16 protein-coding genes and 1 other annotated feature are annotated in these 26,045 nt (G+C 57.7%); of the genes, 12 read left to right on the forward strand and 4 right to left on the reverse strand.

What is annotated here, in order from left to right:
* The first annotated feature begins 191 nt into the window (after window positions 1-191).
* The 5 genes from ACLBWT_RS07540 (at window position 192) to tyrS (ending at window position 11,044) form a co-directional block, all read left to right on the forward strand.
* On the forward strand, window positions 192-5,387 hold the full coding sequence (locus tag ACLBWT_RS07540) for an S-layer homology domain-containing protein (RefSeq protein ID WP_447662437.1): 5,196 nt from the start codon (window positions 192-194) through the stop codon (window positions 5,385-5,387).
* A gap of 726 nt (window positions 5,388-6,113) precedes the next feature.
* Complete coding sequence (locus ACLBWT_RS07545; protein WP_447662438.1) at window positions 6,114-6,626, forward strand: GNAT family N-acetyltransferase; 513 nt, start codon at window positions 6,114-6,116, stop codon at window positions 6,624-6,626.
* Between the two features lie 584 nt (window positions 6,627-7,210).
* On the forward strand, window positions 7,211-8,377 hold the full coding sequence (locus ACLBWT_RS07550) for a GNAT family N-acetyltransferase (protein WP_447662440.1): 1,167 nt from the start codon (window positions 7,211-7,213) through the stop codon (window positions 8,375-8,377).
* A gap of 112 nt (window positions 8,378-8,489) precedes the next feature.
* Complete coding sequence (locus ACLBWT_RS07555) at window positions 8,490-9,245, forward strand: class I SAM-dependent methyltransferase (RefSeq protein ID WP_447662441.1); 756 nt, start codon at window positions 8,490-8,492, stop codon at window positions 9,243-9,245.
* 156 nt (window positions 9,246-9,401) lie between these two features.
* Window positions 9,402-9,637 (forward strand) — a binding site (T-box leader).
* A 117-nt stretch (window positions 9,638-9,754) separates the two neighbouring features.
* Window positions 9,755-11,044, forward strand: coding sequence for a tyrosine--tRNA ligase (gene tyrS / locus ACLBWT_RS07560; protein WP_447662442.1), 1,290 nt, complete (start codon window positions 9,755-9,757; stop codon window positions 11,042-11,044).
* 156 nt (window positions 11,045-11,200) lie between these two features.
* Here the strand turns inward: tyrS and ACLBWT_RS07565 are convergent, their stop codons facing one another.
* Window positions 11,201-11,704 (reverse strand): hypothetical protein, encoded by a 504-nt coding sequence (locus ACLBWT_RS07565; protein ID WP_447662444.1) that lies wholly within the window; start codon window positions 11,702-11,704, stop codon window positions 11,201-11,203.
* Window positions 11,705-11,960: 256 nt separating this feature from the next.
* Here ACLBWT_RS07565 and ACLBWT_RS07570 point away from each other — a divergent pair, with 256 nt between their 5' ends.
* The 4 genes from ACLBWT_RS07570 to ACLBWT_RS07585 all read left to right on the forward strand — a co-directional run bounded on the left by ACLBWT_RS07570 (window position 11,961) and on the right by ACLBWT_RS07585 (window position 15,974).
* Window positions 11,961-13,061, forward strand: a complete 1,101-nt coding sequence (locus ACLBWT_RS07570; RefSeq protein ID WP_447662445.1) for a LacI family DNA-binding transcriptional regulator — start codon at window positions 11,961-11,963, stop codon at window positions 13,059-13,061.
* Between the two features lie 161 nt (window positions 13,062-13,222).
* Window positions 13,223-13,855 (forward strand): hypothetical protein, encoded by a 633-nt coding sequence (locus ACLBWT_RS07575; protein WP_447662446.1) that lies wholly within the window; start codon window positions 13,223-13,225, stop codon window positions 13,853-13,855.
* A gap of 49 nt (window positions 13,856-13,904) precedes the next feature.
* Window positions 13,905-13,997, forward strand: coding sequence for a stalk domain-containing protein (locus ACLBWT_RS07580; RefSeq protein WP_447662739.1), 93 nt, complete (start codon window positions 13,905-13,907; stop codon window positions 13,995-13,997).
* Between the two features lie 681 nt (window positions 13,998-14,678).
* Entirely contained in the window at window positions 14,679-15,974 is a 1,296-nt protein-coding gene (locus tag ACLBWT_RS07585; RefSeq protein ID WP_447662448.1) for a glycoside hydrolase 5 family protein, read from the forward strand.
* A gap of 1,051 nt (window positions 15,975-17,025) precedes the next feature.
* Here the strand turns inward: ACLBWT_RS07585 and ACLBWT_RS07590 are convergent.
* The 3 genes from ACLBWT_RS07590 to ACLBWT_RS07600 form a co-directional block, all read right to left on the reverse strand.
* Complete coding sequence (locus ACLBWT_RS07590) at window positions 17,026-18,204, reverse strand: glycine C-acetyltransferase (protein ID WP_447662449.1); 1,179 nt, start codon at window positions 18,202-18,204, stop codon at window positions 17,026-17,028.
* Window positions 18,205-18,256: 52 nt separating this feature from the next.
* Window positions 18,257-19,303 carry an L-threonine 3-dehydrogenase gene (gene tdh / locus ACLBWT_RS07595; protein WP_447662451.1) on the reverse strand — a complete coding sequence of 349 codons (1,047 nt, stop codon included), beginning with the start codon at window positions 19,301-19,303 and terminating at the stop codon, window positions 18,257-18,259.
* A 211-nt stretch (window positions 19,304-19,514) separates the two neighbouring features.
* Complete coding sequence (locus tag ACLBWT_RS07600; protein ID WP_175619213.1) at window positions 19,515-20,063, reverse strand: helix-turn-helix domain-containing protein; 549 nt, start codon at window positions 20,061-20,063, stop codon at window positions 19,515-19,517.
* Between the two features lie 1,048 nt (window positions 20,064-21,111).
* On the opposite strand from ACLBWT_RS07600, the gene ACLBWT_RS07605 reads away from it, so the two are divergent.
* The 3 genes from ACLBWT_RS07605 to ACLBWT_RS07615 all read left to right on the forward strand — a co-directional run bounded on the left by ACLBWT_RS07605 (window position 21,112) and on the right by ACLBWT_RS07615 (window position 25,849).
* A complete protein-coding gene (locus tag ACLBWT_RS07605) occupies window positions 21,112-21,855 on the forward strand; it encodes a YheC/YheD family protein (protein ID WP_447662453.1) in 744 nt (247 codons plus the stop codon).
* A 638-nt stretch (window positions 21,856-22,493) separates the two neighbouring features.
* Window positions 22,494-22,961: a RidA family protein gene (locus ACLBWT_RS07610; RefSeq protein ID WP_447662454.1), complete on the forward strand. Its 468-nt coding sequence runs from the start codon at window positions 22,494-22,496 to the stop codon at window positions 22,959-22,961.
* A gap of 233 nt (window positions 22,962-23,194) precedes the next feature.
* Window positions 23,195-25,849 (forward strand): glycoside hydrolase family 2 protein, encoded by a 2,655-nt coding sequence (locus tag ACLBWT_RS07615; protein ID WP_447662456.1) that lies wholly within the window; start codon window positions 23,195-23,197, stop codon window positions 25,847-25,849.
* The last annotated feature ends 196 nt before the right edge of the window (window positions 25,850-26,045 follow it).

Below are 26,045 nucleotides of genomic sequence, written 5' to 3' on the forward strand. Positions count from 1 at the left end.
ATCTATAATTTCGTTGAAATTATGTTTTCGTTCCTTGTTTTACCAAACAAAACAGGAATGAAATCAAGGACAGGCCTGCAAGTCGAGAGAGAGAAAGAAAGAGGCTCTGACAGGGCAGCAAGGAAGCGTCAACCATGTTCATGACGGGAGGAATGGAATTGTCCAGTTCTAGTTGTTCGAGACAGCCATTATTGAAAGCGCTTTTATCGTGGGTGCTGGTTTTCGGTCTGATGACGCCTGCCTTCGGGTCGACGGCCGGAGCTTCTCCAGCGGGAGCATCGGAAGAAGGGAGCGTGACGGAATCCGCATACGGAGGCGTTCCGGATCAGGTATACGGAGGGAATACCTTGTTCTCCTCCTACATTACCGCAGAAGGAGACAAGCTGATGGAGGACGGCAGGGAATACCGCTTTGCCAGCCTCAACTATCCCGGGGCGCTGGGGGACCCGGCATTCTCCCAGGACGACGCCCTGCGCACGATCAAGGCGATGGGCGGGAAAGTGACCCGCTCCTATGTGCCGTCCGTTCTCCGTTATGACGGTTCCAACAAGGACTCGGCCTTCATCCTCGGACCGGATTCCAGCGGCAGGATGCAGTTCAGCGAGGAAGGCTTCGCCAAGATGGACCGCATGCTCGCTCTCGCCAATCAGACCGGCGTCCGGGTCATCATCCCGTTCGTCGATCAATGGCAGTGGGTCGGCGGCATTGAAAGCTACGTCAACTTCGTCCATCCCGGCACGATAACGGGGGATGCGGCGACGGATCCGGACGGCTGGAAGTTCTATACCGACCCGGAGGTCATCGGTCTGTTCAAGCAGGTCGTCCATTACATGATGAACCGCACCAACACGATTACGGGAGTGAAATACAAGGACGACAAGGCGATCCTTGCCTGGGAGACGGGCAACGAGCTGGGCGGCTACAACCAGGACAAGTTCCCGCAGTCATGGACGACGGAAATCGCCCGCTACATCAAGGAGGAGGAGCAGCCGCAGCAGCTGCTGCTCGACGGGCGCTTCTCGATCAACGCCGCATCGCTGACGGACGATCATATCGACATCGTCGGCAATCATTTCTACACCGGCAATTTCATCGACAAGATCAATGCCGACGCAGCCTTGGCCGCAGGCAAGAAACCTTACATTCTGGGCGAGTTCGGGCTCTACACGACCAAGGAGCCGGTTGAAGCCCTGTACAACGCGGCGTTGCAAAACGGCACCTCCGGCATCATGATCTGGTCGCTGAGGCCGCATAAGGAGGACGGCGGATTCTACTGGCATGACGAGGATCCGGGCAACTGGGCTTCGTATCACTGGCCGGGCTTCGCCTCGGGCGATTATTACGGCGAGACGGATATTATCCGGACGGTGTACAACTACGCTCATTACATGAATGCGCTGGATAAAGGCAAGACCTCCGCGGTTCCCGCGATTGCGGCGCCGGAAGGAGCTCCGAGACTGTTCCCGATCGATTCAGTCGCGGACATCAGGTGGCAGGGAGTTGTCGGAGCATCCGGCTACGAGGTGCAGCGCTCCGCCGACGGAATGAATTGGGAGACGGTCGCAGCCGACGCCTCCGACGGAGGACGCGCCGGAACGAAGGCTTTCCACGATGAGCAGGCCATCACCGGCACGTCGTATCAGTACAGGGTACGCGGAGTCAACGAGTCCGGCGTATCGGCGTGGTCCAATGTCGTGAGTACGACGGCGAGACATCTCATCACGGATGAAATTAGCCTCATGCAGAGTCCCAAGGAGAATCGCCAGACGTATGCCTACGACCAGTCCTCCAATGTGTTGAACAAGGCGGACAACTGGAATGAGCTCGGCCAAGGCTTCAAAGCCTATGTCGCCGGCTCGTTGCCGGGCACGCTTACCTATGCGGCGCCTGTTCCGCTGGAGGCGGTGCGTATAAAGACCGAGGGAAGCGGCAAGGTAAGGCTGTTCGTCTCCTCGGTCAACGGAAAGTATGCCGAAATCCAGCCGAGGCTGGCAGACGGGCTGTGGACGGCAGACGGGCTTCCGGCAGAAACCCGGTATGTGAAGCTGGCCATTGACGGCGGCAGCTCCGTTCTGGTCGACCGTGTCGAGCTGGAATACGCCTATGCCGGCCAAGGCTATCGGCCCGTCCCGGCGCCGGTGCGCAGCGGGTTGATCGTAGACCGCAGCTTCGACGGACAGCCGGACTCGGCATCGGGCAATCTGGCCGTTCGCGGGGCTTCCGCCGGCACGGAAGGGCTGCCGGTCCTCAGCCGTCTGGACGGAGAGCATGCGGAGCTTGTGTACGCAGCCGCAGGCGACATGAACTCCTACCGGTTCACCTCGTATGTGAAAGGAGGAGAGGAGCTGCAGCTGTCGGCTTCCATCGACGGCTTGAATTACCAGCCGCTGCAGCCGGCCGTGACCCGCAAGGAGACGGCGGACGGATGGAGCCGCCTCGTCTATGCGGGCTTCGAGCTCCCGGCCGGAACCCGTTACATCATGGCCGCCTATCCGGCAGGCGGAAGCCCGGAGTCGCCGGCTCTCGCCAAAGCCGATATCGGCTTCGGAGCGGCTCTGATTCCGCTCACGGAAGCTCCGCCCGCGAACGTCCTCGAGGACGGCGAATACGATTACGGCAAGAATGACAGCATCGCTGCCCGTTACGAGCGGGACCAGGATGGCGGCGAGGCGTCGATTGCCCTCGATGCCGCCGCGAAGAATCGCGGCAGCTACGGCGCGAAACTCCATTACGAGCTTGGCTCCGCTTCGTTTGCGGGCTTGAGCAGGCTCATCGACCATGCCGACCTGTCTAACTTTGATGCTCTGCATGCCTGGGTGAAGCCGGACGGCAGCGGCAATAAGCTCGGCTTCAGGCTCTCCACGGGAGATGGACGGATATGGGAAGCAGCGGCTTCGCTCGGCGGCACGGCGGCACGTACGCTGGAGGTCAAGCTGGCGGACTTCGCCCTTGCGGCAGGCGATGGCGGCCGAGGCCCGATCGATCTGTCCGATGTAACCGGATTCGGCCTGTATGTGAGCAGGACGGATGGAGCTTCCGCCGCAGCGGGCACGATCGTCGTGGACGACGTGCGGATGGCCAATGCCTCCAAGCTGGACAATTTCGAAGGTTATGGCGGCTACGATGCCCTGGTGCAGAAAGCATTCGCGCGCAACACGGGCGGCGGAGCGCTGGATGTATCGCTGGAAGGCTCGCGCAAATACGAAGGCGATTACGGCTTGCGGATGGACTACGACTTCAGCGGTCCGGGATATGCGGGAGGCAGCTTCAGCCCCGATTACCTGAAGCTCGATGGTTATGACGGCTTCAGCTTCTGGCTGCAGCCGGACGGGTCGAACAATGAGCTGGCGATTCAGTTCTCCGACGACGCCGGGAAGTTCTGGGAGACGAAGGCGGTGCTCCGCGGCAGCGATCCGCGCTTGATGTACGTTCCATTCAGCGCCTTCCGCTACCCGAGCTGGTACGGAGGCAATCCGGACGACCGTCCGGATCCGAACCGGCAGATCAAGACGTTCTCTCTGTATCTCGGCGGTTCGCCCGATTCGCTGTCGGCATCGGGTACGCTGTATGTCGACGACATCCAGGGAGCTGACTTTACCGACAGGCTGAACGGGGCGTCCGTGGCCATCCAGGATAGCGGAGCCGTCATCGGGACGCTGCCTTACACCCTCAGGGGCATGGCCAGCGGCGCGGAATTCGTCCGCATCCAGGTCGGCAAGCAGACATTCCACGCTCCGGTGAAGCCGGACGGAACCTGGTCGTACACCACTTCCAAAATCGCCAACGGCATGAAGGAGGCGACGGCTGCCATCGAGCTGTTTGACGGGACCGTCCTTCACAGCAGCACGGCGGCATTGAACGTGAACGTGCCGGGCAATCCTTATGACGACGGCACGGCGCCTGCTGCGAACAACCGGCTGCTCAATCCGGGCTTCGAAGAGGCGGTCGATGCGGGCGCATGGCCTGTGCTGCCGAAGCACTGGTCCAGCAAAAACGCCGATGGCGCCGAGGTGACGAGCGGCATCGTCAAGCTGGAGGGCGGGGCGCGCAGTGATCAGTATTCTCTCGTCCACTGGAACGACCAAGCCTATGAAGTCACGACTTCGCAGGAAGTCGTTGGCCTCGAGCCCGGCATCTACGAGCTGAAAGCCTGGACGAAGTCCAAGGGCGGCCAGATAACCGCCGAATTGACGGCTGCTGGCGATCAGGGAGCCGTACGGAAGGCGGCGATTCCGCAAGGAGAGAGCTCATGGGCATCCGTTAAGGTATCCGGGCTCGAGGTGCGGGAAGGCAAGCTGGCCGTCGGCTTCCATTCCAAGGACAGCGGGGGCAACTGGATCAAGGTGGACGACGTGTCGTTGATTAAGACCGCTGACCTGCCGGGCGGGGAGCCGACGCCGACGCCAACGCCTGGGGGAGGAGCAACACCGACGCCGGGAGGGGAAGCGACGCCGACGCCTGGAGGAGGGGCAACGCCGACGCCTGGCGGGGAAGCCACGCCGACGCCGGGAGGAGGAGCAACGCCGACGCCTGGGGGAGGAGCAACGCCGACGCCTGGGGGAGGAGCAACGCCGACGCCTGGAGGAGCAACGCCGACGCCTGGGGGAGGAGCGACGCCGACGCCTGGAGGAGGAGCAACGCCGACGCCTGGAGGGGAAGCCACGCCGACGCCTGGAGGAGAGTCAACGCCGACGCCTGGAGGAGAGTCAACGCCGACGCCTGGAGGGGCTTGGACACCAGTGCCTAGCGAGACGCCTGCGCCTAGCGCCACACCTTCGCCCATCGCCACGCCTGCACCAAGTCTGACGCCGTCGCCAAGCTCCAAGCCAGTCCCTTCCTTTGGCGATTTGGGCGGGACCGATTGGGCGCGTTCCGCCATTGAAGAGATGGCGGCCAAAGGAATCATGCTGGGAGTAGGCGGCGACAAGTTCGCTCCGAACAAACCTCTTACTCGCGCCGAATTCATTACAGCCTTGTTCCGGGCGTTCCAGCTGGATGCCGCCGGATCGATGGCAGGCTTCAGCGACGTGAAACCCGATGCTTGGTATGCCGAGGCGGTGGCTGCTGCTGCCAAGCTGGGCATTGCAGGCGGCACCGGTGCCGGCAAATTCGAGCCGAACCGAGCGATCACACGCGAGGAAATGGCTGTCATGGCCGCTAATGCTCTCAACCATCTGGACCGTCTCAAGTCCGCCGACGTGAATGCGGAGCTCGCGGGCTTCAAGGACCGCGGCCAAATAGCGGGTTATGCCCGCTCGTCGGTCGCGCAGCTGGCTGCGCTCGGAGTCATGAACGGCGCCGGAGGAGACGGCTTTGCGCCGAAGGGCAAGGCTACCCGCGCTCAGGCAGCGGTTATGCTGCAGCGGATGCTGAAGCTGTTTGAATAACGACGCTGAATGACAAGAAGAAAGGCCGCTCCCCGTCATCTGGAGATGAGGGAGCGGCCTTCTTTGTCGAGCCCGAAATTTTACTTTGCCGAGCCGCGGCCATCAAGCCTTCTTTGACGAATAGCAGACTCATGGCTGGATTGTACATTTCGATCCCAACGGATTGTGGCAAAGACGGCATCGCAAACCTATCGGACATACGATCCGTTATTTAGCCCATTTAGGACGATTTCACATTTTAACGGACATACGATCCGCTATTCTTGCGAAAATTGCTATGGATGACAGGTTTTTGAGGAAATAACGGATCTGATGTCCGATAGAATCCAAAAGGGGGTTGAAATGTCCAAATAACGGATCTAATGTCCGATAGAACTCCGAATTGATCGCGAACCATAGGCAGGGCTTTGATGATGTCCGAAAGAATTCTGAATTGTTGCTAACCATACTGAATTGGTCGTGAACCATGTCCCGAATGAGCTGGAATCCGGAACACAAAGGGTCTAATGATAGTTAGTATCGTTTCCAAGGAGCGTATCCATATTGAAGGATGCTTGATGCCGATAAATTCCACCGAAAGGGATCTTACAGGCTGCTGGTCAAGTCCGGCAAGGCTTGCCGGGCATCGCCCAGAATTCTTGTTATCATCATTTGTTTTTGAAATGACAGATACTTATGATAGCTTACGCTTGTCTAAATTCAATATATAAAGGTTGGGGAATAGGAATGAATGCAAATAAAAACCTTTCACAGTGCATAAAGATAAGACCTTTAACCATAAATGATTATGAAACTGTCTTAAAATGGAGTATGGACGACTCTTTTTGTTCAGCCAATGGATGGGAATTAAATAGAAGTCCTGAAGAACTATATGGATGGTGGCTCAAATGTGTTGACAATGTAGCTGAAGATTTTATAAGAATGGGTATTGAGTTTAATGAGAAATTGGTTGGATATGCAGATTTAGCTTGTATTAAAGATAATACTGCTGAGTTAGGTATTGCAATTGGCGAAAGTGGGCTATGGGGAAAAGGGATTGGATTTAATTCTGCCATAGGTATGATGGAGTTTGCCTCAAAAAAATTAGGTATTACATCATTTACCGCAGAAACACACGAAGCTAATGTTCGTTCACGAAAAATGCTTGAAAAGATAGGGTTTAGAGAAATGAGTAGATTAGGTAGTGAAGAATACTTAGGGATGAACAGCCAACTAATACAATACAAATTAAATTTATAACGGGGAAGCCTCAGTTTAAAGGTTTCTCCATATTTCCTTTCTAAAATCAACATTAAAATTTAACAGAGCCTGAAATTAAAAAAGGGAGCGTTCCTTAGTCACTATGACTTGGGAATGTCCCTTCTTTTAAAGTTTTCATGAAGCGCTTATCTTTTATGGAAGATATTAAAACTTCAGGGAAATCCCAATCTACAATATAAACCGCTGCTGTTTCATGTTGAGTAGGGCGATTAACACCACTACCGGCACCATTGTATGCCAAGCCGGGATTGGAAAAGCCCCCCTGGGGCGGCTGGCGAAGCAACCGTGCCGGATCCGTTCGGGAACCGGATTACCTTCTATGAAGCGGACGGGGTCTAGAATGATGGATGCGACGCATAGGGGATCTATAGAATATGGGCTGAAGCGGATTCGTCTGCTTTCGGTCAAGGTAGGCCGAAGCACCTGAAGCAGGGGAGCATTCATGTTAAGCCCGCACCTCAAGTTCTCGTGTTTCTTCGGCTATAACCGTTCTTTCCATATCCTACCCTCGTAGCCTGCAAGTATAGTAGGTGCAGGACAAAACGCGGGAGTGAGCCATGAACATGAACATATCCGTAGAGCCGTGCGGCCTGAACCGCAAATTTATTCTGATGAATCTGTATCCGCTGTATCTGCATGATCTGGCCGGAATCCGCGAAGTTATGCCGAACCGCTGCGGTGTATTTGAAGAGGATGACGGAATCCGGACACTGCAGGAGCAGCAGGGCGAATTCGACATCTGGTGGGAAAAGGAAGGCCTTTTGTTCCCCTATCTGATCCTCGCGGACGGACTTCCGGCCGGCTTCGCGCTCATTGCTTCCGGGCCGTACACCGAGTCCGGCAGCGATTATATGGTGAACGAGTTTTTCATCCTTAGGCCATACCGAGGCAAAGGCATCGGTGAAGCGGCGGCTGGCGAGCTGTTCCGGCGGCATCCCGGAAGCTGGTCGCTGTTCACGACGCCGGGCGAGCGCAACCGGGGCTCCATCGCCTTCTGGCGGAAGTCGCTGGCCCGCCATGCGGGGGAAGACGGATATACGGAGGAAGATCTGGAGCTGGAGCACTTTGGCTGCAGCAAGCTGTTCCTCTTCTCATCGGCAGCGGAACCTTCCGGGGGAGTGCTTGAAGGAATAAAACAGGCCGTAGATGCTGCCGAATCCTCTACTTGGATGCTGGCCGAATCCACGGAAGCGTCTGTTGGATCACCCGCTGAGCCCCTTCGGGAATGTGTGAAACCGCCAGCTGGCTCCGTCGCCGAATTGCCTGCGGAATCCGAGGAACCGCCCGGCAAAGCCACAGCCTGCTCCACCGATGTCCGCAAGGCATCCATGGCCGACTTGCCGGCTATAGCCGCTCTGGATGCCAAGGTAATCGGCCATGGCGGACGGCTCGCCGAGCTCGAGAAGCATGTGCGCAGCGGCAACTGCCTCGCTTCTCTCCGAGAGGGCCGCCTAGCGGGCTTCGCCGCGCATGACCGGTCCTTTTTCGGGCAGCGGTTCCTGCAGCTGATCATGGTCGATCCGGACGACCGCCGGAGCGGAGTCGGCCGCAGTCTAATGGCGGCTTGGGAGGCCGGGTTCCCTGGAGAGAAGCTGTTCACCTCCACCAACGAGTCCAACATGCCGATGCAGCTGCTGTGCGAAGCGATGGGCTACGTCCGCAGCGGGATTGTCGACAACCTGGACGAAGGCGATCCCGAGATCATTTATTGCAGGCCTCCGGTTGCCTGAGCGACCCTTGTCTGGTACGGTTAAGCATGCAGACAAGCCAGGGTGCGCGGCCGCATCGGCTGGTTCGAACGGCGGACCCTGGCCTCATGGACGAGATTTGGAGGGATGATCGATGGACAGCAAGGAGCGGTTTTCCAGCCGTGTGGACAACTATGAGAAATACCGGCCGAGCTACCCGGCGCAAGCGGTAGACTACATCATCAGCCGTGGCGGGCTCAAGGAAGATTCTCCGGTAGCCGATATCGGTGCCGGAACGGGCATCTTCTCCGGGCTGCTGCTGGAGCGGCAGCTCCGGGTCATGGCCGTGGAGCCCAATCCGGATATGGCCAAGGCGGCCTGGGCCAAGCTCGGTCCCGACGAGCGGTTCGGCCTGATGCTGTCGCCTGCGGAGGATACGGGGATGGCCGAGGATTCCGTCGAAGCGATCGTAAGCGCGCAGGCTTTCCACTGGTTCGACCAGGCTGCCGCGCAGGTGGAATTTCGCCGCATCCTGAAGACTGAAGGACGCGCGTTCCTGATCTGGAACTCGCGCGTGCTTACAGGCACGCCTTTTCTGGAAAGGTACGAGGCGCTGCTGCATAAGTACGGGACGGACTATGCGAGCGTAAACCACCGCAACGTCTCTCCGGAAGCGCTGCAGACTTTCTTCCGCGAGGGAACGATGGAACTGCAGACTTTCCCTAACCGGCAGATCTTCGATTACGACGGCGTGAAGGGCCGCCTGCTGTCTTCCTCGTACGCTCCCGCCGAGGGACAGCCCGGGCACGAGGAGATGCTGGATGAGCTGCGGCAGATCTTCGACGAGACGCAGCAGGACGGAACGGTCAGCTTTGACTACGAGACAGAAGTGTACAGCGGGCTTCTTTAGTCAGCTTTGACTACGAGACAGAAGTGTACAGCGGGCTCCTCTAGCCAAGGTTTGGATCCGGACGAGCCGGCTGAGAAGCGGATGCGCTCCTTTCGGCATGTGCTCCGCCTGGAAGGAAGTTGACATATCCGCCGGGATTCGCTAAAGTGATAGCGATAAAGTGCGTTGAAGGGAATCAGTAGCGCCCGAGCGACATCGCTCTAGAGAGCCGGCGGTTGGTGCAAGCCGGTGCGGGGTCGGGCTGCGAATTACATCCTGGAGCATCCGCGTCCGAACCTGCCTGAGGCAGAAGGACCCGGACGGCAGCCGGCCGTTACCCGGCAGAGCGGAGCATTCTCGTCCCCGTACGGGAAGCTCAACATAGGGTGGTACCGCGATGACTCGTCCCTGTCTTTGGACAGGGAGGGGTCTTTCTTTTTGTCCATGAGCACGGGGCGCTGGTGCTGGCGGCATTCCCCATCAATCAGGATCAGCTGCAACACTCATTCAATCAAGTGGAGGGAACAGACATGGCACAAGAGCAAGCTGCGGCCGTCAATCCGGAACTGCTGGAGGACCTGGAATACCGGGGCCTGGTGTACCAGGTGACGAACCGCGAGGAACTGAGCAAAAAGATGAGCGAAGGCCGCGTCACGCTGTACTGCGGCTTCGACCCGACGGCAGACAGCCTGCATATCGGCAGCCTGCTGCCGATCCTGACGCTGCGCCGCTTCCAGCTGGCGGGCCATAACTCCATCGCCCTCGTCGGCGGCGGCACCGGCCTCATCGGCGATCCGAGCGGCCGCTCCACCGAGCGCTCGCTCAACACGGACGACACGGTCGCGAACTGGACCAAGAGCCTGCAAAACCAGCTGTCGCGCTTCCTCGACTTCGAGGCCGCGGGCAATCCGGCGAAGCTCGTCAGCAACTACGACTGGCTCGCGCCGCTCGACATCATCACTTTCCTGCGCGACATCGGCAAAAACTTCACGGTCAACTACATGCTGGCCAAGGACTCCGTCGACTCGCGTCTCGCGAACGGCATTTCCTTCACGGAGTTCAGCTACATGATCCTGCAGGCGTACGACTTCTTCAAGCTGAACCGCGACCATGGCGTCAACCTGCAGCTGGGCGGCAGCGATCAGTGGGGCAACATCACCGCAGGCCTGGACCTGATCGGCAAAATGGGCGGAAGCGACGCTTACGGCATCACGATGCCGCTCGTCACGAAGAGCGACGGCAAGAAATTCGGCAAGTCCGAATCCGGAGCCGTGTGGCTGGACCGGGGCAAGACGAGCGCATACCAGTTCTACCAGTTCTGGATCAACACGGATGACAGCGACGTCATCCGCTTCCTGAAGTACTTCACCTTCCTCTCCCGCGAGGAGATCGCGGCGCTGGAGCAGGCCGTCGCGGCGCAGCCGGAGAAGCGCGAGGCCCAGCGCGAGCTCGCCCGCCAGGTGACCAAGCTCGTGCACGGAGAGGATGCCGTCGAGAGCGCCGAGAAGATTACGGCTGCGCTGTTCTCCGGCGACGTCACGCAGCTCAGCGAGGACGAGCTGGTCGAGGCGCTGCAGGACATGCCGACGACCGTCATGGGCGAGGCTGCCGAAACGGGGCTGATCGACCTGCTCGTCGAGGCGAAGGCCGCTCCTTCCCGCCGCCAGGCCAAGCAGGACATCGAGAGCGGCGCCGTCTACGTGAACGGCGTCAAGCAGACCGGCATCGACACGATGCTGACGTCGGAGCAGCGCCTGCATGGACGCTACGTCGTGCTGCGCCGCGGCAAGAAGAATTACTACCTCGTGAAGTTCGAATAGAACGGCTTCAGCCCGCACCGGCATCCAGCCGGGGCGGGCTTTTTCCATGCCCCAAAATCCGCTCTCGGCAAAAGGCGGCTCTCGGGTGCAGACTTCTCCTCCGCCTCGCGAAGCTCGCCGAATGCCTTGCTGCGTGAAGCCGGGCTACTGGCCCGGTCAAGGATACAGCTTAGCCATCTCGCGGTAATCGGACCAGAGACGGCTCAGAACCCAGCCCTCCGCTGTCCGGACGGCGGTCGCTTCCCCGGGGACGTTGTAGGGCTGGACCTTTCCGCTGTCTTCGGTCACCTTTACAACAACGATATATATCAGGTCGTAGGAGTCTTTCGCATCCTTGACCGCTTCGATCTTCATTTGTGTTGCCTTTGCCTCCAGATCGGTTTTGTTATAGGCTGCAATCCGGACAAGCATAGCCGTTTCCAAGTTGGCCTCCAGCTTTTTGAGCAGCTCCTCGGTGACAAGAGGCTTGAGCAGGCTGCCGCGTTCTTTGATCATCGAGTAATCATCTTCCGGAATATCGCCATGCTTGACGTCGTACTGAATGTGAATGGCCTTATCCAGAACGGATATGGCATCCGCTTCATCTGACCCGGCTCCGGAGCAGGCGGTCAATAAAGCTGCAATCAGGCTCAAGGCCAGCACGATGCGTGTCGTTTTCATTGGATGTCCTCCCCGATTTGATCTTAAACGTAACGAAGAATTGCGGTTCCGGTTGCGTATTTCCCGAGGACATCTTCCATGTGCTTCCATGTTTCTGCGACGCCAGAATAGGAGTGGTTGCCATTTCTTGCAACCAAAATTTTCATTCATAAGAGAAATGGGGATGAGAAAGCCTGAAAAAATTTGAAAAAAGTTGAAGGAACCTTTACACTTAAAGGAAAGAAGACGAACCGGAAAGGGTCGTAAAACCTAAGGGGTGAGCATCATCAAAAAGGTCACGCTGCAAATGATTGCCGATAAATTGAGCGTCTCCAAAGCCTTGGTCTCCAAGGCGCTCTCCGGAGACAGCGCCGTCAACGAGGTGACACGCGAGATCATCTGGAAAACGGCCGAGGAGGAAGGCTATCGGATCAAGGGGAGCAAGCGGCTCGGCGGCTCCTCCCTGACGGGCAATCTCGCGGTTCTCATGCCCCGCGCCTATCTGGACGACCCCGAGTATTGGGGCAAGATCATCAAGGGCATCGACGCGGAGCTCGCCAAGCAGACGTACAGCATGGTGCTCTCCAGCATCGACGTGACGATGCGGGTGAAGGACGGCATGCCAACCGCCATCACCGAGCGCAAGGTCGACGGAGTCATCGTGCTGGGCCAGCTGCCGGAAGCCTATACCGACCAGTTGACCAAGCGCAAGCTTCCGTTCGTGCTGGTCGATCCGGACGCCCAGCATCCCGATATGGACCAGGTGCTTGCGAACAACTACCTCGGCGCTTACCAGGCCGTGCAGGCGCTGCTGGCTGAAGGCCACCGCAGGCTTGGCTTTGCCGGAGACGCCTTTACGACCTGGAGCTTCTCGGAGCGCCAGCGGGGCTTCGCGGAAGCAATCGCCGTGCACAACCGCCGCCAGCCGGCCGACCAGGCCGAGGCCGTCATGATCGAGGGCATGGGCGTCAGCGGCAGCGGCATGTATACCCAGCCGGCATTCGCGGCCGAGCTGGGCGCCGAGCTGCACGCGGAGCGCAGGCTTACGGCGCTTTTCTGCGCCAACGATCTCATCGCCTTCGACGCGCTCAACCTGATCGGCAAGATAGGGCTGTCTTGTCCGCGCGATCTGTCCGTCGTCGGCTTCGACGACCTCACGCTCGCTGAGCTCAACCAGCCCAAGCTGACGACCGTCAGCGTGCCCAAGGAAGAGATCGGTGCGAGGGCGGCCCAGCTCGTGCTGGGGAGGATCGGAGAGCCCGAGCGGCTGCCGGAGCTCGTCATGCTGTCGACGTCGCTGATCAAGAGGGAGTCGACAGCTCCGCCGGCCGGGGCGGCGGTTGCCGCTGCGGGCGAGACGGAGACGGCAGAGGCGTAGCGGGCAGAGGCGTAGCGGGCAGGTCAGGAAGACAGGGCCGGCAGGCGCCCTGTCTTTTTTTAATTCCGTCAGCCAGCCTGCTGCTGCAGGAAATGCGGAGGCCTGCTTTGTAATAGAATAAAAGGAAAATGTGGAAGAGCAAGGAGGGCTTCGGTATGCAAATGAGCTGGATTCATTCTCCCTCCGCCTGGGGAACGGACATCCGCTGCCGCTGGATTCGGAGGGAGGGCAGCCGCTCCTTGGCCGTTTTGTTTCCAGGGCAAGGCTATTCCTGCGAAATGCCGCTGCTGCACTATGCCGGCAAGTCGGCGATGCAGGAGGGGTACGATCTTCTGCTGCTGGAATACGGCTATCAGGCGGCGCGCAGGGAGCCCGGTCCCTTCGAGGAGGCGATGGCTGCGGCAAGCGCCGATTGCGCGGCCGTCCTCAGGCCGCTGCTGGAGCGCTATGACCGCCTTGCCTTCATCGGCAAGAGTGTGGGAACCGTCGTCTCCAGCCGTACTCGGGAGGCTCTTGCGGAAGATTTGAGAGGCAAGGAATTCCGCCACATCTTCCTGACCCCGATCGGTCCGGCTATTCCCTCCATGCTGCGGGATGGAGGTCTGGTTGCAGTCGGGACAGCGGACCCGGTGTTCGGTCCGGAGGACATGCGGCGCACAGCGGCGGGCAATGGGGTCCGGCTGCTGGCGATCGACGGGGGCGACCATGGACTGGAGCTGCCGGATGCCGGGCAGTCGCTTGATATTCTTCGGGAGATCGTTTCCGCGGTCGGCATGTATTTGAAGGAAAGCTGAGGTTGGAGAAGATAAGGCGGACTCCTTCGGATATCCCTGCGCAGGAAAGCTGAAGCTCGATGCCAGGACCGTTATCGAAAACGGCCGGGTCTATGTCCCGCTGCGCTTCGTCTCCCAAGCTTTCGGCTACAAAGTGACTTGAGGACGGAGGAACCATCCGTATCGAAGCTCTCGTACTGCCGGAACAGCGAAGGCTGCTGCAGGAAGGGGATCCGGCCGAAGCGCGGAGCTTCGCGATCCGCCGGGCAGGCCTGCAGGCGCAGTATGCCCGTGCGCCGCTGCGCAGCACGGACCAATTCGAAGAGACCAGCAGACCTGTCTGTTTCCGGAAGAAGAGGCGGACCGTTTCTATTCCATCTTCAACGGAGAGGTTTCTTTCTTCGAGCTGATAGGCGGTTTTTTTGCTGCAACCCCTGGCAGGCGCTTGTCCCGCTGTCCAGCTCCGGAAAAGGGGATCTCAACGCTTTCTTGGCGGGGGATATCAAAAACCGGACCTGACCTTCGCCGCTGGATATGAAGCGAGCATTCTTCTCCTTCCCCGAAGGAGAAATCGTCAACATCAGCTCGAGAACCTAGCAAAGCGTAACTGCGGACGGCACCGTGACACAGCCGGGCTACAAGCATTCTCAGGGTTCATGCGCGGCGATGCGGTCTGTACCAGAGCCATGCCGGCAATGAGCCCGGAAGAGTGAAAATGCTAAGCCGGTAAACAATTTTAAACATAGAATAAAAAAGTTTATTTATGTTGAATGAAAATATTGCTCATGGTATGCTTTTTCTTGAAATCGTTCTCATTTCTTGAAGAAAAGGCAGGGATGCATCCATGACGAGCAAGGAATTCATAAGCCGCGAAGGCAGCCGGTTGATGCTTGGCGGCAAGCCGTTCCGGTTCGGGGGACCCAATATCTATTGGCTTGGGCTCGACGAAAATGTAGGCGGAGTGGATTGGCCGACCGAATTCCGGGTGCTCGACGCGCTGGATACCGCGGTTCAGATGGGTGCCGCCGTCGTTCGTTCGCACACGCTGGCAGCTTCCCAGGGATGCGCCAAGGCACTCTCGCCAAAGCGCGGGGAGTACAATGAAGAAGCGTTCCGCCGCGTGGACTTTGCCATCGCAGAGGCAGGCCGCCGGGGACTCCGGCTGCTGGTTCCTTTTGTGTGCAATTGGGCTTATTACCATGGGGGCAGGGAAACCTTCACCTCCTGGAGAGGGCTCGATGACCCCGAGCTGTTCTATAGGGATCGGGCCGTCATCGAGGACTTCAAGTCGTATCTCAGCTTCGTGCTGAACAGAGTGAACAGCCTGACGGGCACAGCCTACAAGGAGGATCCGACGATCATGGCCTGGGAGCTGGGCAATGAGCTGAACGGGGCTCCGGCCGAATGGGTGCGGGAGATCGCCCGCCACATCAAGTCCGAGGACAGACGCCACCTGGTCGCCCACGGCAAGCAGTTCGAGCTGGACCTCGACAAGCTCGGCATTGAAGAGCTGGACATTCTCGACGTCCACTATTACCCGGCCGATGCGGGCAAGCTTGCTGCTGATGCGGCTGCTACCGCAGAGGCCGGCAAGGTATATATCGCCGGGGAGTTCGGATGGCCGGATGGCGATCTGGAAGGCTTTCTCCGCCATGCCGAAGAGGATGAGAGAGTGACGGGGACACTGTTCTGGTCGCTGTTCGGGCATGGCGACGAGGGTGGGTATGTGCCGCATTACGATGGGTTCTCGCTTCACTATCCCGGCACGGGCGTCAACGAAGAGATCGGCAGGCGGGTGCTGCGATTGCGCGAGCATGCCTTCCGGATGAGCGGCGAGACAGTTCCGGAGCATTCGATACCGGAGGCGCCAATCATCACGTCGGCCAAGGAGCAGATCGTTTTCCGCGGCGTAACCGGCGCCGCGATGTACACGCTCGAGCGCTCCAGCCGCGGAGCCGATGGGCCGTGGCAACTTGTATTTGATGCGCGGGCGGCGAATCATGATATGCCTTGGCGCGACCCGTTGCGGGCGCATTCCGCCACGGCGTGGTACCGCGTCAAGGCTTATGCGCCGGACGGACGGGCGGGGGCTTACTCGCCGGTCTATGAGTCGGAGGCGTTCACGCCGGTGAGCGGATAAGGATGAGTCGGAGGCGTTCGCGCCAGAAAGTGGATAAGGATGGGCGGGAGGCGTTTACGCCAGAGTGTGGAAGCTAGCCTTAGCTTGAGCCAAATGCAGTGAACCAGCCATTTCTTAGTACGGCCAGGAACAGATATAAGCGGTCATTGTCTAGTGGCACGGTCCAGCCGGCTAGGTTGTAGTGCCACGGTCAGAAACAGGTAAAGCCGGCTATGGTATCGTGCGACGCCTGAAACAGGCAAAGCCAGCCATGGTTTAGTGCCACGGTCAGAAACAGATAAAGTCGGCTATTGTATCGTGCGACGCCAGAAACAAATAAAGCCAGTAGCTCTGAGAAACGAAATGCCGGGAACGGACATAGCCAGCCATGACGCAGAGAGTCCGCTGAGCAAATTCAATGAACTACTGCGCAAAATCAGCCCGACCGTATCCAATCGAAACTATCCACCCTCGAACTAAATTTTGAACCGCAACAACTAACTATTCTTTGGGCTACTGGCTGCTATCGGACATCAGATCCGTTATTTCGCCTGTTTAGCTGGAAAAGGGCTTCTATCGGACATCAGATCCGTTATTTGGATCGAAAAGGGCCAATTGTGGACTTAAGGCCTCAATTAGCGGATCTGATGTCCGTTAAATTTTTTTTAATGCCTGAAATTGAGGAAATAGCGGATCCTATGTCCGATAGGGCTTGACCATTTGTTGAACGGGGAATCGCTAAGCCTTCGAGAGGCGAGAGCTCCCAAATCAGCCGGATATTTATTGGATTATCGGTTTTAGACATCAAAACTGAGGCATGGAATTGTAAAAGGCATGGAACAAGGATTGAACAAGCATGGAACAAGGATGAACAAGGATTGAACAAGGATGGAAAAGGCATGGAACAAGGATGAAAAAGGCATGGAACAAGGATAGAACAAGGATGGAACAAGGATGGAAGAGGCATGGAACAACAGAGTTATCCAGACATCATAAAGCCGTCCAGGTTATCCAAAAAAAAGCTGTCCCTGCCGTCGAAGGACGGAGGACAGCTTTTTCAATACCCGAACGATCAGCCCAGCAGGCCGAACTCGCGGCCGACCTTGAGCAGCGCCTGGCGGGCGAACTCGAGGTCCTCGGCCGAGTGGGAGGCCGTGATGATGAAGCGGACGCGGCCCTTGTCGGCCGCTACGGTCGGATACACGATCGCCGGAGCGAATACGCCTTCCTCGAGCAGGCGAGCCGAGAATTCCATCGTGCGGGCCGCATCGCCGATGACGATCGGGATGATCGGCGTCTCGCTGGCGCCGGTGTCGAAGCCGTCGCCCTGCAGCTGCGAGCGGAAGAAGTTCGCTGACGCCCACATGCGCTCGCCGAGCTCGGGGCTGCTGCGCAGGACGCGGATCGCCTCGAGGCAGCTGGCTGCGACGGCCGGAGTCTGCGACGTGCTGAACAGGAACGGCCGCGCCTTATGGATGAGGTACTCCTTGAGCGCGAGGCTGCCTGCCGCGTAGCCGCCGACGACGCCGACGGCCTTGGACAGCGTGCCGATCTGGATATGCACGCGGCCGTTCAGGCCGAAGTGGTCGGTCGTGCCCTTGCCGTTCTTGCCGAGCACGCCGCTCGCATGGGCGTCGTCGACGCAGACGATCGCGTCGTAACGCTCGGCCAGCTCGACGATGTCCGGCAGCGGAGCGATGTCGCCGTCCATGCTGAAGACGCCGTCGGTGACGATGTAGCGGCGGCTGAACGAGCCGGATTCCTTCAGAATTTCCTCCAGCTGGTTCATGTCCTTGTGCTTGAAGATGCGGCGGGCTGCCTTGGTCAGGCGGATGCCGTCGATGATGCTGGCATGATTGAGCTCGTCGCTGATGACGACGTCCTCAGCCTGCAGCAGCGTGCCGAACACGCCCTGGTTGGTCGTGAAGCCGGATTGGAACACCAGCGCGGCCTCCGTTCCCTTGAATTCGGCGAGCTCGCGCTCCAGCTGGTCATGGATGTCGAGCGTGCCCGAAATCGTGCGGACGGAGCCGCTGCCGACGCCGTACTTCTCGATCGCCTCGATCGCAGCCTGCTTCATCCGGGGATGATCGGTCAGACCCAGGTAGTTGTTGGAGGCCATCTGCAGAATGCGGCGGCCGCCCATCTCCATCCACGGGCCGGAGCCGCTCTCCCAAACGGCGGGCAGGCGATATCGCCCCTGCCGCTTCAGCTCCTCCAGTTCGTCCTTCAGTCCGTCTAGTCCAGCCATTGGCGGATCTCTCCTTTTTTGAACGGGGCCGCGTCGGCCCTTTAGTATGACTCTACTCGTGCTTGAACACGATCTTGGCGCATTGCCCGGAGCCCATCAGCTCGAACGCTTCCTCGAAGCGGTCAAGCGTGAACGTGTGGTCGACGAGCGGCCGCAGGTCGATCCGGCCCGCGTCGAGCAGGCCCTTGATCTGATGCCAGGTCTGGTACATTCTTCGGCCCGTGATTCCGTATACCTGCAAGCCCTTGAAAATGATGTGGCGGGCCAGGTCGATCGGCACCGCCTTGGACGGAATGCCGAGCAGCGAGACGCGTCCGGCGTTCGCCATCGCTTCGAGCAGGCTGTTGATCGCATGGCCGTTGCCCGACATCTCGAGACCGACCTCGACGCCTGCGCCGTCCGTCAGGCCGCGCAGCTCCGCCACGACATCCTTGCCCGGCTCCGACTTGATGCAGGCGTCCGCGCCGAGCTTGGCAGCCATGCCGAGCCGGTAGTCATGCAGGTCGACGGCGATGATCTTGCCCGCGCCGACCGCTTTGGCGACCTGGATCGCCATGAGGCCGATCGGGCCGCAGCCGATGACGGCGACAGACTTGCCGACGATGTCTCCCGCCATGACGGTGTGGACCGCGTTGCCGAGCGGATCCTGGAGGCAGGCCAGCTCATGCGGCAGCGAAGGATCGTTGTGGATGATGTTGACGGCCTTGGTCACCGCGTATTCCGCGAAACAGCCCGGAGCGCTGATGCCGAAGCTGCGCGTGTTCGGGCATACATGCGCGTTGCCGGAGCGGCACTGCTTGCAGGTGCCGCAGACGATATGGCCCTCGGCCGACACATGGTCGCCGACGGCGACATTCGTGACAGCGCTTCCGACCGATTCGACGATGCCGGAGAATTCGTGGCCGAATACATTCGGCGTGACGACGTTCTGCTCCGCCCATTCATCCCAGTGATAAATATGCATATCGGTGCCGCAGATGGAGCTTGCCTTCACCTTGATGCGGACTTCGTCGTCGGCTATTTGCGGAATCGGCACTTCCATAAGCACGGCGCCGGCTTTGCGCTCCGCCTTGACCAAACCAATCATTTTATCCTTCATTTTTCATTCTCCTCTGATCAAGAATGATCGTCATAACGAACATATGTGCAGTATATGGTACTGCTTCGTAAGTAATAGTATATTAGTCGACCCTGCTTTGTAAACAACAAAAAACAACCTTCGGCGAAGGTTGTTGAATGGCGGAAAATCCTTATGGGGCGCGCGTTCGCGCCCGTTGGACGGACGTCCGCGAGGGGCAGACACGACCCCTCTAGAACGGGTAGAGAATGATGCTTTGAAGCTCTGTCTCCTCTTCGCCGGACTCATTGAGATACGTATGCGGCTGCCCGGCGTCGAAGCGGATCGCGTCGCCGGTTCCGGCCGTGTAGGACTGGTTGCCGATGACCATGCGGAGCGTTCCGCGAGTGACGGTGACGAACTCCTCGACGCCCTCGTGATGGGGCTCGGCCTCGTAGACGCAGCCGGGCAGCATGACGACCCGGTAGATCTCGAAGCGGGAGCTGTCGTTGTACGAAAACTGCGGGTAGCTCATGTATTTGCCGTCCCCGGCCAGAATCGGGGAGCGGACGGAAGCCTTCACGAGAGTGACGGACGGGCGCTCCTCTTCGATCAGATCCGAGACGGAGATGCGCAGCCCGCTCGCGATTTTCCACAGCACCGTAATGGTCGGGTTGGAATCGGCGCGCTCGATCTGGGCGAGCATCGTCTTGCTGACCCCGGTCAGCTCGGACAGCTTGTCCAGGCTGTAGGCCCGGGCCTTGCGGATTTTCTTCAAGTTGCGGGCAACCCGCAGCACCATCGTGTCCACTGCCTAACCTCCATGCTTTTTTGTCTTGATCCGCAGATCCCAATGGAGGCCATGAGCGTTCATGTTTCCCTTTTGCCTGCAAACGCTCTTCTCAGCCGGAATCGGCATGTCTATCCGCTCGGTTCATTATCGTTTATTTTATCACGTCAGGCCGGTGAAGTGGCAAGTATATCTCCTCGATCTGCCTTTGCAAAGCAGATGACCGACGATCCTTGAGCAAGGGCCTAATTAAAAACAAATCGTACAAGTGCGTATGCAGGCTGAAGCTTATTCGAATAAAATAACACATCAATCTTTAACAGGAAAGGACCATGTTAAATTGAACTAAAACATAAAAAAACGGATTAAAGGCAAAAAAATTATCGGATCAGGTGCGAGGAGAATTGTATATGAATTTGGTAATGGCTATGTATTAAAAGTAGCTAAATCAAAAAATGGGATTAAAAGCAACAGAAGAGAGGTGTTTACATATATTTCTTCTCCGTCTCCAATAAGAAAACATCTTGCCGAAGTTATCAAATATGAGAACGAATATCGTTGGCTGACAATGAGAAGATACAATCAGAATTTTCCCCGATATAAAGAATATAAACGTAAACTTTACCGACTTAGAGCTAAATTCAGGAACTATGGCATTATTCCTTATGAAGTAGTAATGAAAAAGGATGGCAGTCCAAATTATAACAACTTGCGTGTAAAGAAAAGCGGGGAAATTGTTGTGATTGATTATGGGAATTTTCAATATCGAGGCTGAAGCGGTTGCGTGAGAGAATGGAACTGCAAACTCCGAAGGAACTGCTATTCCAGGTGAGATTATGGGATCGGTTAGTTACCCTTCTTACTTTTTATGGCGGAAACGTTCGGGCTGCGGGTGATCGATGGAACGAAAGCTCAGTAATAGCCTTTATTGATGCTTCTGAAGCCGTGCAACGACCTGATTTCGCTCGGCTATCGGGTTATGAGCGAAATAAAATCAGTATGGTTATTAGCCGTCGTCCAGATAAGTGGTCCCGAATATGGTAGGAATGGAGGTGGCTTGATGAAACACAAATTCATCCGTAGCAAGATGAAAAAAGGGAAGCCTTTGCTGAATGATCGCGTCCTATCCCATCATGTTCCAAAAACCCATTGGTATCATGATGACACTCTTACTATGATGCTCAAAGCCTTCCCTGTAATATATATCAAACCCGATAAAGGTTCTGCGGGAACGGGGATAATCCGGGTCAAGAGACTCAATAGTTCCGAAAGCTTGATTTCGTTCAAAGCCATGTCCAAAATCTGTCCCAACACAAGCATCGTATCCGAAGTAGCGAAGAGAATGCGTCGCAATAAAAAATATATTATCCAGCAGGGGATTTCACTTGCAACCTATCGAAATAAACCTTTTGACCTGCGTGTTGTTCTCCAAAAACCCTCCGACCGGTGGTTGCTTACCTGGATGAGCGCCAAGGTCGCGCCAAGGTCCAATTCGATCGTTACCAATGTGGCAAAAGGAGCCCGGGATGCGAGAATAAAGGAAATCCTTCGAGGAGCCGACCAACCGCTAAACGTATCCAAGGTCCTGAAGGAGTTAACCGGCGTCTCCTACAAAATCGCACGTAAATTAGGCTCTCGTTTCCCTTTTCGAATCGTCGGATTGGATATGGGCATCGATAAGAAAGGAAAGGTATGGTTTATCGAGGCCAACACCAAACCGAGCTTTCACGGATTGAAGAAGTTCGACCCCGTCCAATATCGAATGTATCTCTCTGCAAAGAAGCAAATAGAAGCAAGCAGCTGAAAATAAGCAGTTCCTCTACATTACGATAACTATTAATCTTGGCTTTAAGACAAGAATTAATAGCTGATTAGAAGTCGTGTAATCACGGCTTCTTTTTGAATTTTTGGCATCTCAAGAGAGGCTGAACGAGGAAAATCCCCGGCAGGAAGCGGGGGCAAGTGAATGAAATTGCCTTGCTGCTTACATCAGAATAGGCGTCACCCTTTCATTTGTTTCTATTAATTTATGAAGGAAGCTTGGGTTCATAGAAATGAGCTCGTAGGAAGGTTGCTGGGAAGGGTTCACAGGAAATCTAGCTGAGCGGGCAGTTGGACCATACCGGATGTCAAGCCGGCACATAGGATAGAAGTATCAATATGCATATTTGCGAGAAGGAGAGTGCAAGCTGACCAATTTCAATTTTCAGGTCACTCCGAGCGGCGGCAACCCTCTCTCTTCCGTCCATGGATTCCCTCCTTGAATAGGCTTGCATGGTTCTATTTTATCAAAGGAGAGCCGATTGCCGACGATGGAAAACGGGCGTAAAATACAACCTGAGCCGGCATGCATGGGCATTCAGGCGTCATTAAAGGCGAGCGTTTTTTTCGGTTCGCTATGTCTGGATGCTGGCCATGGACATTGATTTAGGGGGAAATAGGATGACGGAAAAGGGAAACGTGGAGGCCCGCTTGGACGAGCTCGGCATCGTGCTTCCGTCCGCAAGCGGACCGGCGGCCGCATACGCGAACTGCGTTCTGGCCGGAGGGTTGTTGTTTGTTTCCGGCAAGGGGCCGGCGGGGCAGCCGAAGGGCAAGCTGGGGACCGACTTCACGACCAGGGAAGGCATGGGATTCGCCCGCCAGGCCGGCATCGAGGTGCTGGCGGTCGTCCGGGAAGCGCTCGGAAGCCTGGACCGGGTCAAGCGCGTCGTGAAGATCCAGGGCTTCGTCAATGCATCGCCGGAATTCGAGGAGCATCATCTTGTGCTCAACGGCTGCACGGAGCTCATGCTGGACGTATTCGGAGAAGAGAAGGGCATGCATGCCCGCTCCGTGCTGGGAGCCGCGTCGCTCCGGAACAATCTGCCCGTCATCCTGGATTCCATCTTCGAGGTGGAAGAGGAATGAAACGGCACTAATAGAGGAGAAATCTCTTCTCCAATATTTTAACCTAAGCCGTCTGGACTGTTCCCGGTCCAGCGGCTTTTTGCCATGCAAGCCATTCAAGCCGCAGCAGCTTGGACGTTGGTTCGCGGACCCAGCATTTTTCGCCCTGAGAACCATTGTTGAGAGAAAAGTTTAAGTATGTTAACATTTTGTTGAAAACTGTCTACGATATCAAGGCAAAGGCGGGGCGCTTAATGGAATTGAATCTGAACGGCACGAAGTGGGAGCTCAAGGGCTTTTGGCCCTGGGTGCCGCTCAAAGGGACGAGCATGGAGATCGGGAGCGAGCTCCTCGGCGTCACGGAGTGGATTCCGGCGACCGTGCCGGGAGGCGTGCATCAGGATCTGTACCGGGCAGGGCTGATCGAGGACCCTTACCGCGATCTCAACAGCATCCATTGCGAGTGGATCGAGAACCGCTGGTGGGTATACCGGGCTTCCTTCGAACGTCCGGCGCTTGCGGGCGAGCAGATCGAGCTGGTGTTCAAAGGGCTGGATTACGAGGCCATCATCAGCATGAACGGCGTGTATCTCGGTGATCACAAGGGCATGTACGAGCCGGCCGTCTTCAACGTGACCGATGCCATCAAGCTGAGGGAAACGACCGAGCTGCAGATCGTCTTGAAGCATGCGCCGGACGAAATGGGGCAAATCGGCAAAACCTCCGAAACCTTTACGCAGAAAAGCCGCTTCAACTACAAGTGGGACTTCTCCACCCGCCTCGTGAATACGGGCATCTGGGACGATGTCGTGCTGCGCGTCCATCAAGCGGCGACGATCGGCGATGTCGCTCTCCATACCGATCTGAGGGGCGGAGAAGGCATCATCCGGCTGTCGGCGGAAGCCGTCCGCCGCGGAGAGCCGGCCGGAACGCTGCGCTGGCAGGTCGAGGTGGAGTCTCCAGAAGGAGGAGCGGCATCGCCTGGTATTGTCGTTGATGAAGCGGTGCAAGGCTCCGAGGGAGCCGCTGTCATCCGCATTCCCGAGCCGGCCGTCTGGTATCCGAACGGCTACGGCAGCCAGCCCCTCTACCGGGTGTCGATCCGGCTGCTGGACGATACGGGCGTGCTGGATGAGCGCGTGATGGACGCCGGCATCCGCAGCCTCGGCTACGTCCGGAACGAGGAGGCGCCTGAAGACTCGCTTCCGTACACCTTCGTCGTCAACGGCGAGAAGATCTACATCCAGGGAGCCAACCTGACGCCGCTCGACCATCTGTACGGAAATGCCGGACCGGAGAGATATGAGTGGATCGTACGGCTGGCCAAGGATTGCGGAATGAACATGCTGCGCATCTGGGGCGGCGGCATCATCGAGAAGCCGTACCTGTACGAGCTGTGCGACCGCCACGGCATCCTGATCTGGCAGGAATTCATCCAATCCAGCTCAGGCATCGACAACGAGCCTTCCAAGAAGCCGGCCTTCATCGAGCTGCTCGGCCGGACGGCCGGGACGGCGCTGAAATCCCGGCGCAACCATGTGTCGCTGACCGTATGGAGCGGCGGCAACGAGCTCATGAGCGAGCAGAATCGGCCATCGACCTACGAGGACTCCAACCTGGCCTATTTGCGGGAGCTGGTCGAGGCGCATGATCCGCAGCGGCTGTTCCTGCCGACTTCCGCGTCGGGGCCTGTCCAGTATATTACGGCGGAGAAGGGCGTGAGCCACGATGTCCACGGCCACTGGAAGTATCAGGGCAATCCCGGACATTACGAGCTGTATGGAGACGTGGACCATCTGTTCCACAGTGAATTCGGAGTGGACGGCGTCAGCTCGGCGAAGAGCCTCCGCAAGTTTTTGAGCCCCGTCCACCTGAAGCCGGTCTCGATGCAGGACAACCTCGTTTGGAGGCATCATGGCGAATGGTGGGATACCTTCAGCCGGGATACGGAGCTGTTCGGCGAATTCGCGGACTTGCCCGCCTTCGTACAGGCGAGCCAGTGGATCCAGTCCGAAGGGCTGCGCTTCATTCTGGAGGCTAACCGGCGCAGGGCGTTCCGCAACAGCGGCAGCATCATCTGGCAGCTCAACGAGCCTTGGCCGAACGCCAGCTGCACGAATCTCGTCGATTATTACATGGAGCCGAAGCTGGCCTATTACGGGGTGCGCAAAGCATTCGAGGGCTCCCATGCGTCGCTGGACTACCGCAGCCTGACTTGGCGTGCGGGAGAGACGTTTACGGCGGGGGTGTTCGCTCATTTCGCCGACGGGGAGAACATGGAGATCGAGGCGCAGGTGCTGGATACGGCGGGAAAGGTGCTGGCTGCGAGGTCTTTCGCAGCTTCTTCGGAGGCGGATCCGCAGGCGGAGGGCAGCGGGCTGCGTCGCAGAGGCTCCGCAGCGGCGGGACGGCTTGAGTTCGCGGTGCCTCACACACGCGATGGCTTGTTCCTCGTCCGGCTCCTCTACGGACCGGAACGCAAGGATAACGTCTACGTGTTCTCGACGCTGGCGGAGCATCCGTTCCGTCCGGCTCTGGAGCTGAGCGGGGCGAGCCTGGCGGTTGAACCGCTGACGGGCTGGGAGCCTGAATCGGGCGAAGAGGGCTTGTCGGATATCTATCCGCGAGTCGGAGTGGCCGCGTCGGTCATCCATCCCGTTGTGCGCCGGTACCTTATTCGCAACGAAGGCGCATTGATCGCGCTGCACATCATGCCGGAGGAAAGCTCGGACCGCTGGTGGACGGTGGCGGACGAGGCCGGCTTCATGCTGCTGCCCGGCGAGAGCCGGGAAGTGTCCGTCGTCTGCACGCCGCGCGTGAACGATGTGTTCAGCGGATCGCTGGATGCAGCGGATGCGGGAAATGTTCCGCAAGTCGCATTTGTTTGCCTGGGCGAAAAACAGCAATGAAATGCGGTTTTGGAGCAGTCTTTCGGGGCTGCTCTTTTTCTTTGCCTGAAGAGACCTCCCGAACCATCCAAGCGGGGCTTATCCCGTTCTGACGGGTAGTCCTTGGCAAGCTTTTCCGGAAATTAGAATTCTCCATTCCAACTATCTTTTTTCTATTCTTTATTATGGGTAAGAATGGAATTGAAGAGGCGATGCC

It is taken from the genome of Paenibacillus sp. D51F, assembly GCF_053345695.1.

Coding starts and splice junctions, on each gene's coding strand:
- ACLBWT_RS07610 (WP_447662454.1), top strand. CDS start 22,494: ATGACGGAAAAGGGAAACGTGGAGGCCCGCTTGGACGAGCTCGGCATC.
- ACLBWT_RS07550 (WP_447662440.1), top strand. CDS start 7,211: ATGAACATATCCGTAGAGCCGTGCGGCCTGAACCGCAAATTTATTCTG.
- ACLBWT_RS07600 (WP_175619213.1), bottom strand. CDS start 20,063: ATGGTGCTGCGGGTTGCCCGCAACTTGAAGAAAATCCGCAAGGCCCGG.
- ACLBWT_RS07565 (WP_447662444.1), bottom strand. CDS start 11,704: ATGAAAACGACACGCATCGTGCTGGCCTTGAGCCTGATTGCAGCTTTA.
- tyrS (WP_447662442.1), top strand. CDS start 9,755: ATGGCACAAGAGCAAGCTGCGGCCGTCAATCCGGAACTGCTGGAGGAC.
- ACLBWT_RS07585 (WP_447662448.1), top strand. CDS start 14,679: ATGACGAGCAAGGAATTCATAAGCCGCGAAGGCAGCCGGTTGATGCTT.
- ACLBWT_RS07555 (WP_447662441.1), top strand. CDS start 8,490: ATGGACAGCAAGGAGCGGTTTTCCAGCCGTGTGGACAACTATGAGAAA.
- ACLBWT_RS07605 (WP_447662453.1), top strand. CDS start 21,112: ATGAAACACAAATTCATCCGTAGCAAGATGAAAAAAGGGAAGCCTTTG.
- ACLBWT_RS07545 (WP_447662438.1), top strand. CDS start 6,114: ATGAATGCAAATAAAAACCTTTCACAGTGCATAAAGATAAGACCTTTA.
- tdh (WP_447662451.1), bottom strand. CDS start 19,303: ATGAAGGATAAAATGATTGGTTTGGTCAAGGCGGAGCGCAAAGCCGGC.
- ACLBWT_RS07590 (WP_447662449.1), bottom strand. CDS start 18,204: ATGGCTGGACTAGACGGACTGAAGGACGAACTGGAGGAGCTGAAGCGG.
- ACLBWT_RS07575 (WP_447662446.1), top strand. CDS start 13,223: ATGAGCTGGATTCATTCTCCCTCCGCCTGGGGAACGGACATCCGCTGC.
- ACLBWT_RS07615 (WP_447662456.1), top strand. CDS start 23,195: ATGGAATTGAATCTGAACGGCACGAAGTGGGAGCTCAAGGGCTTTTGG.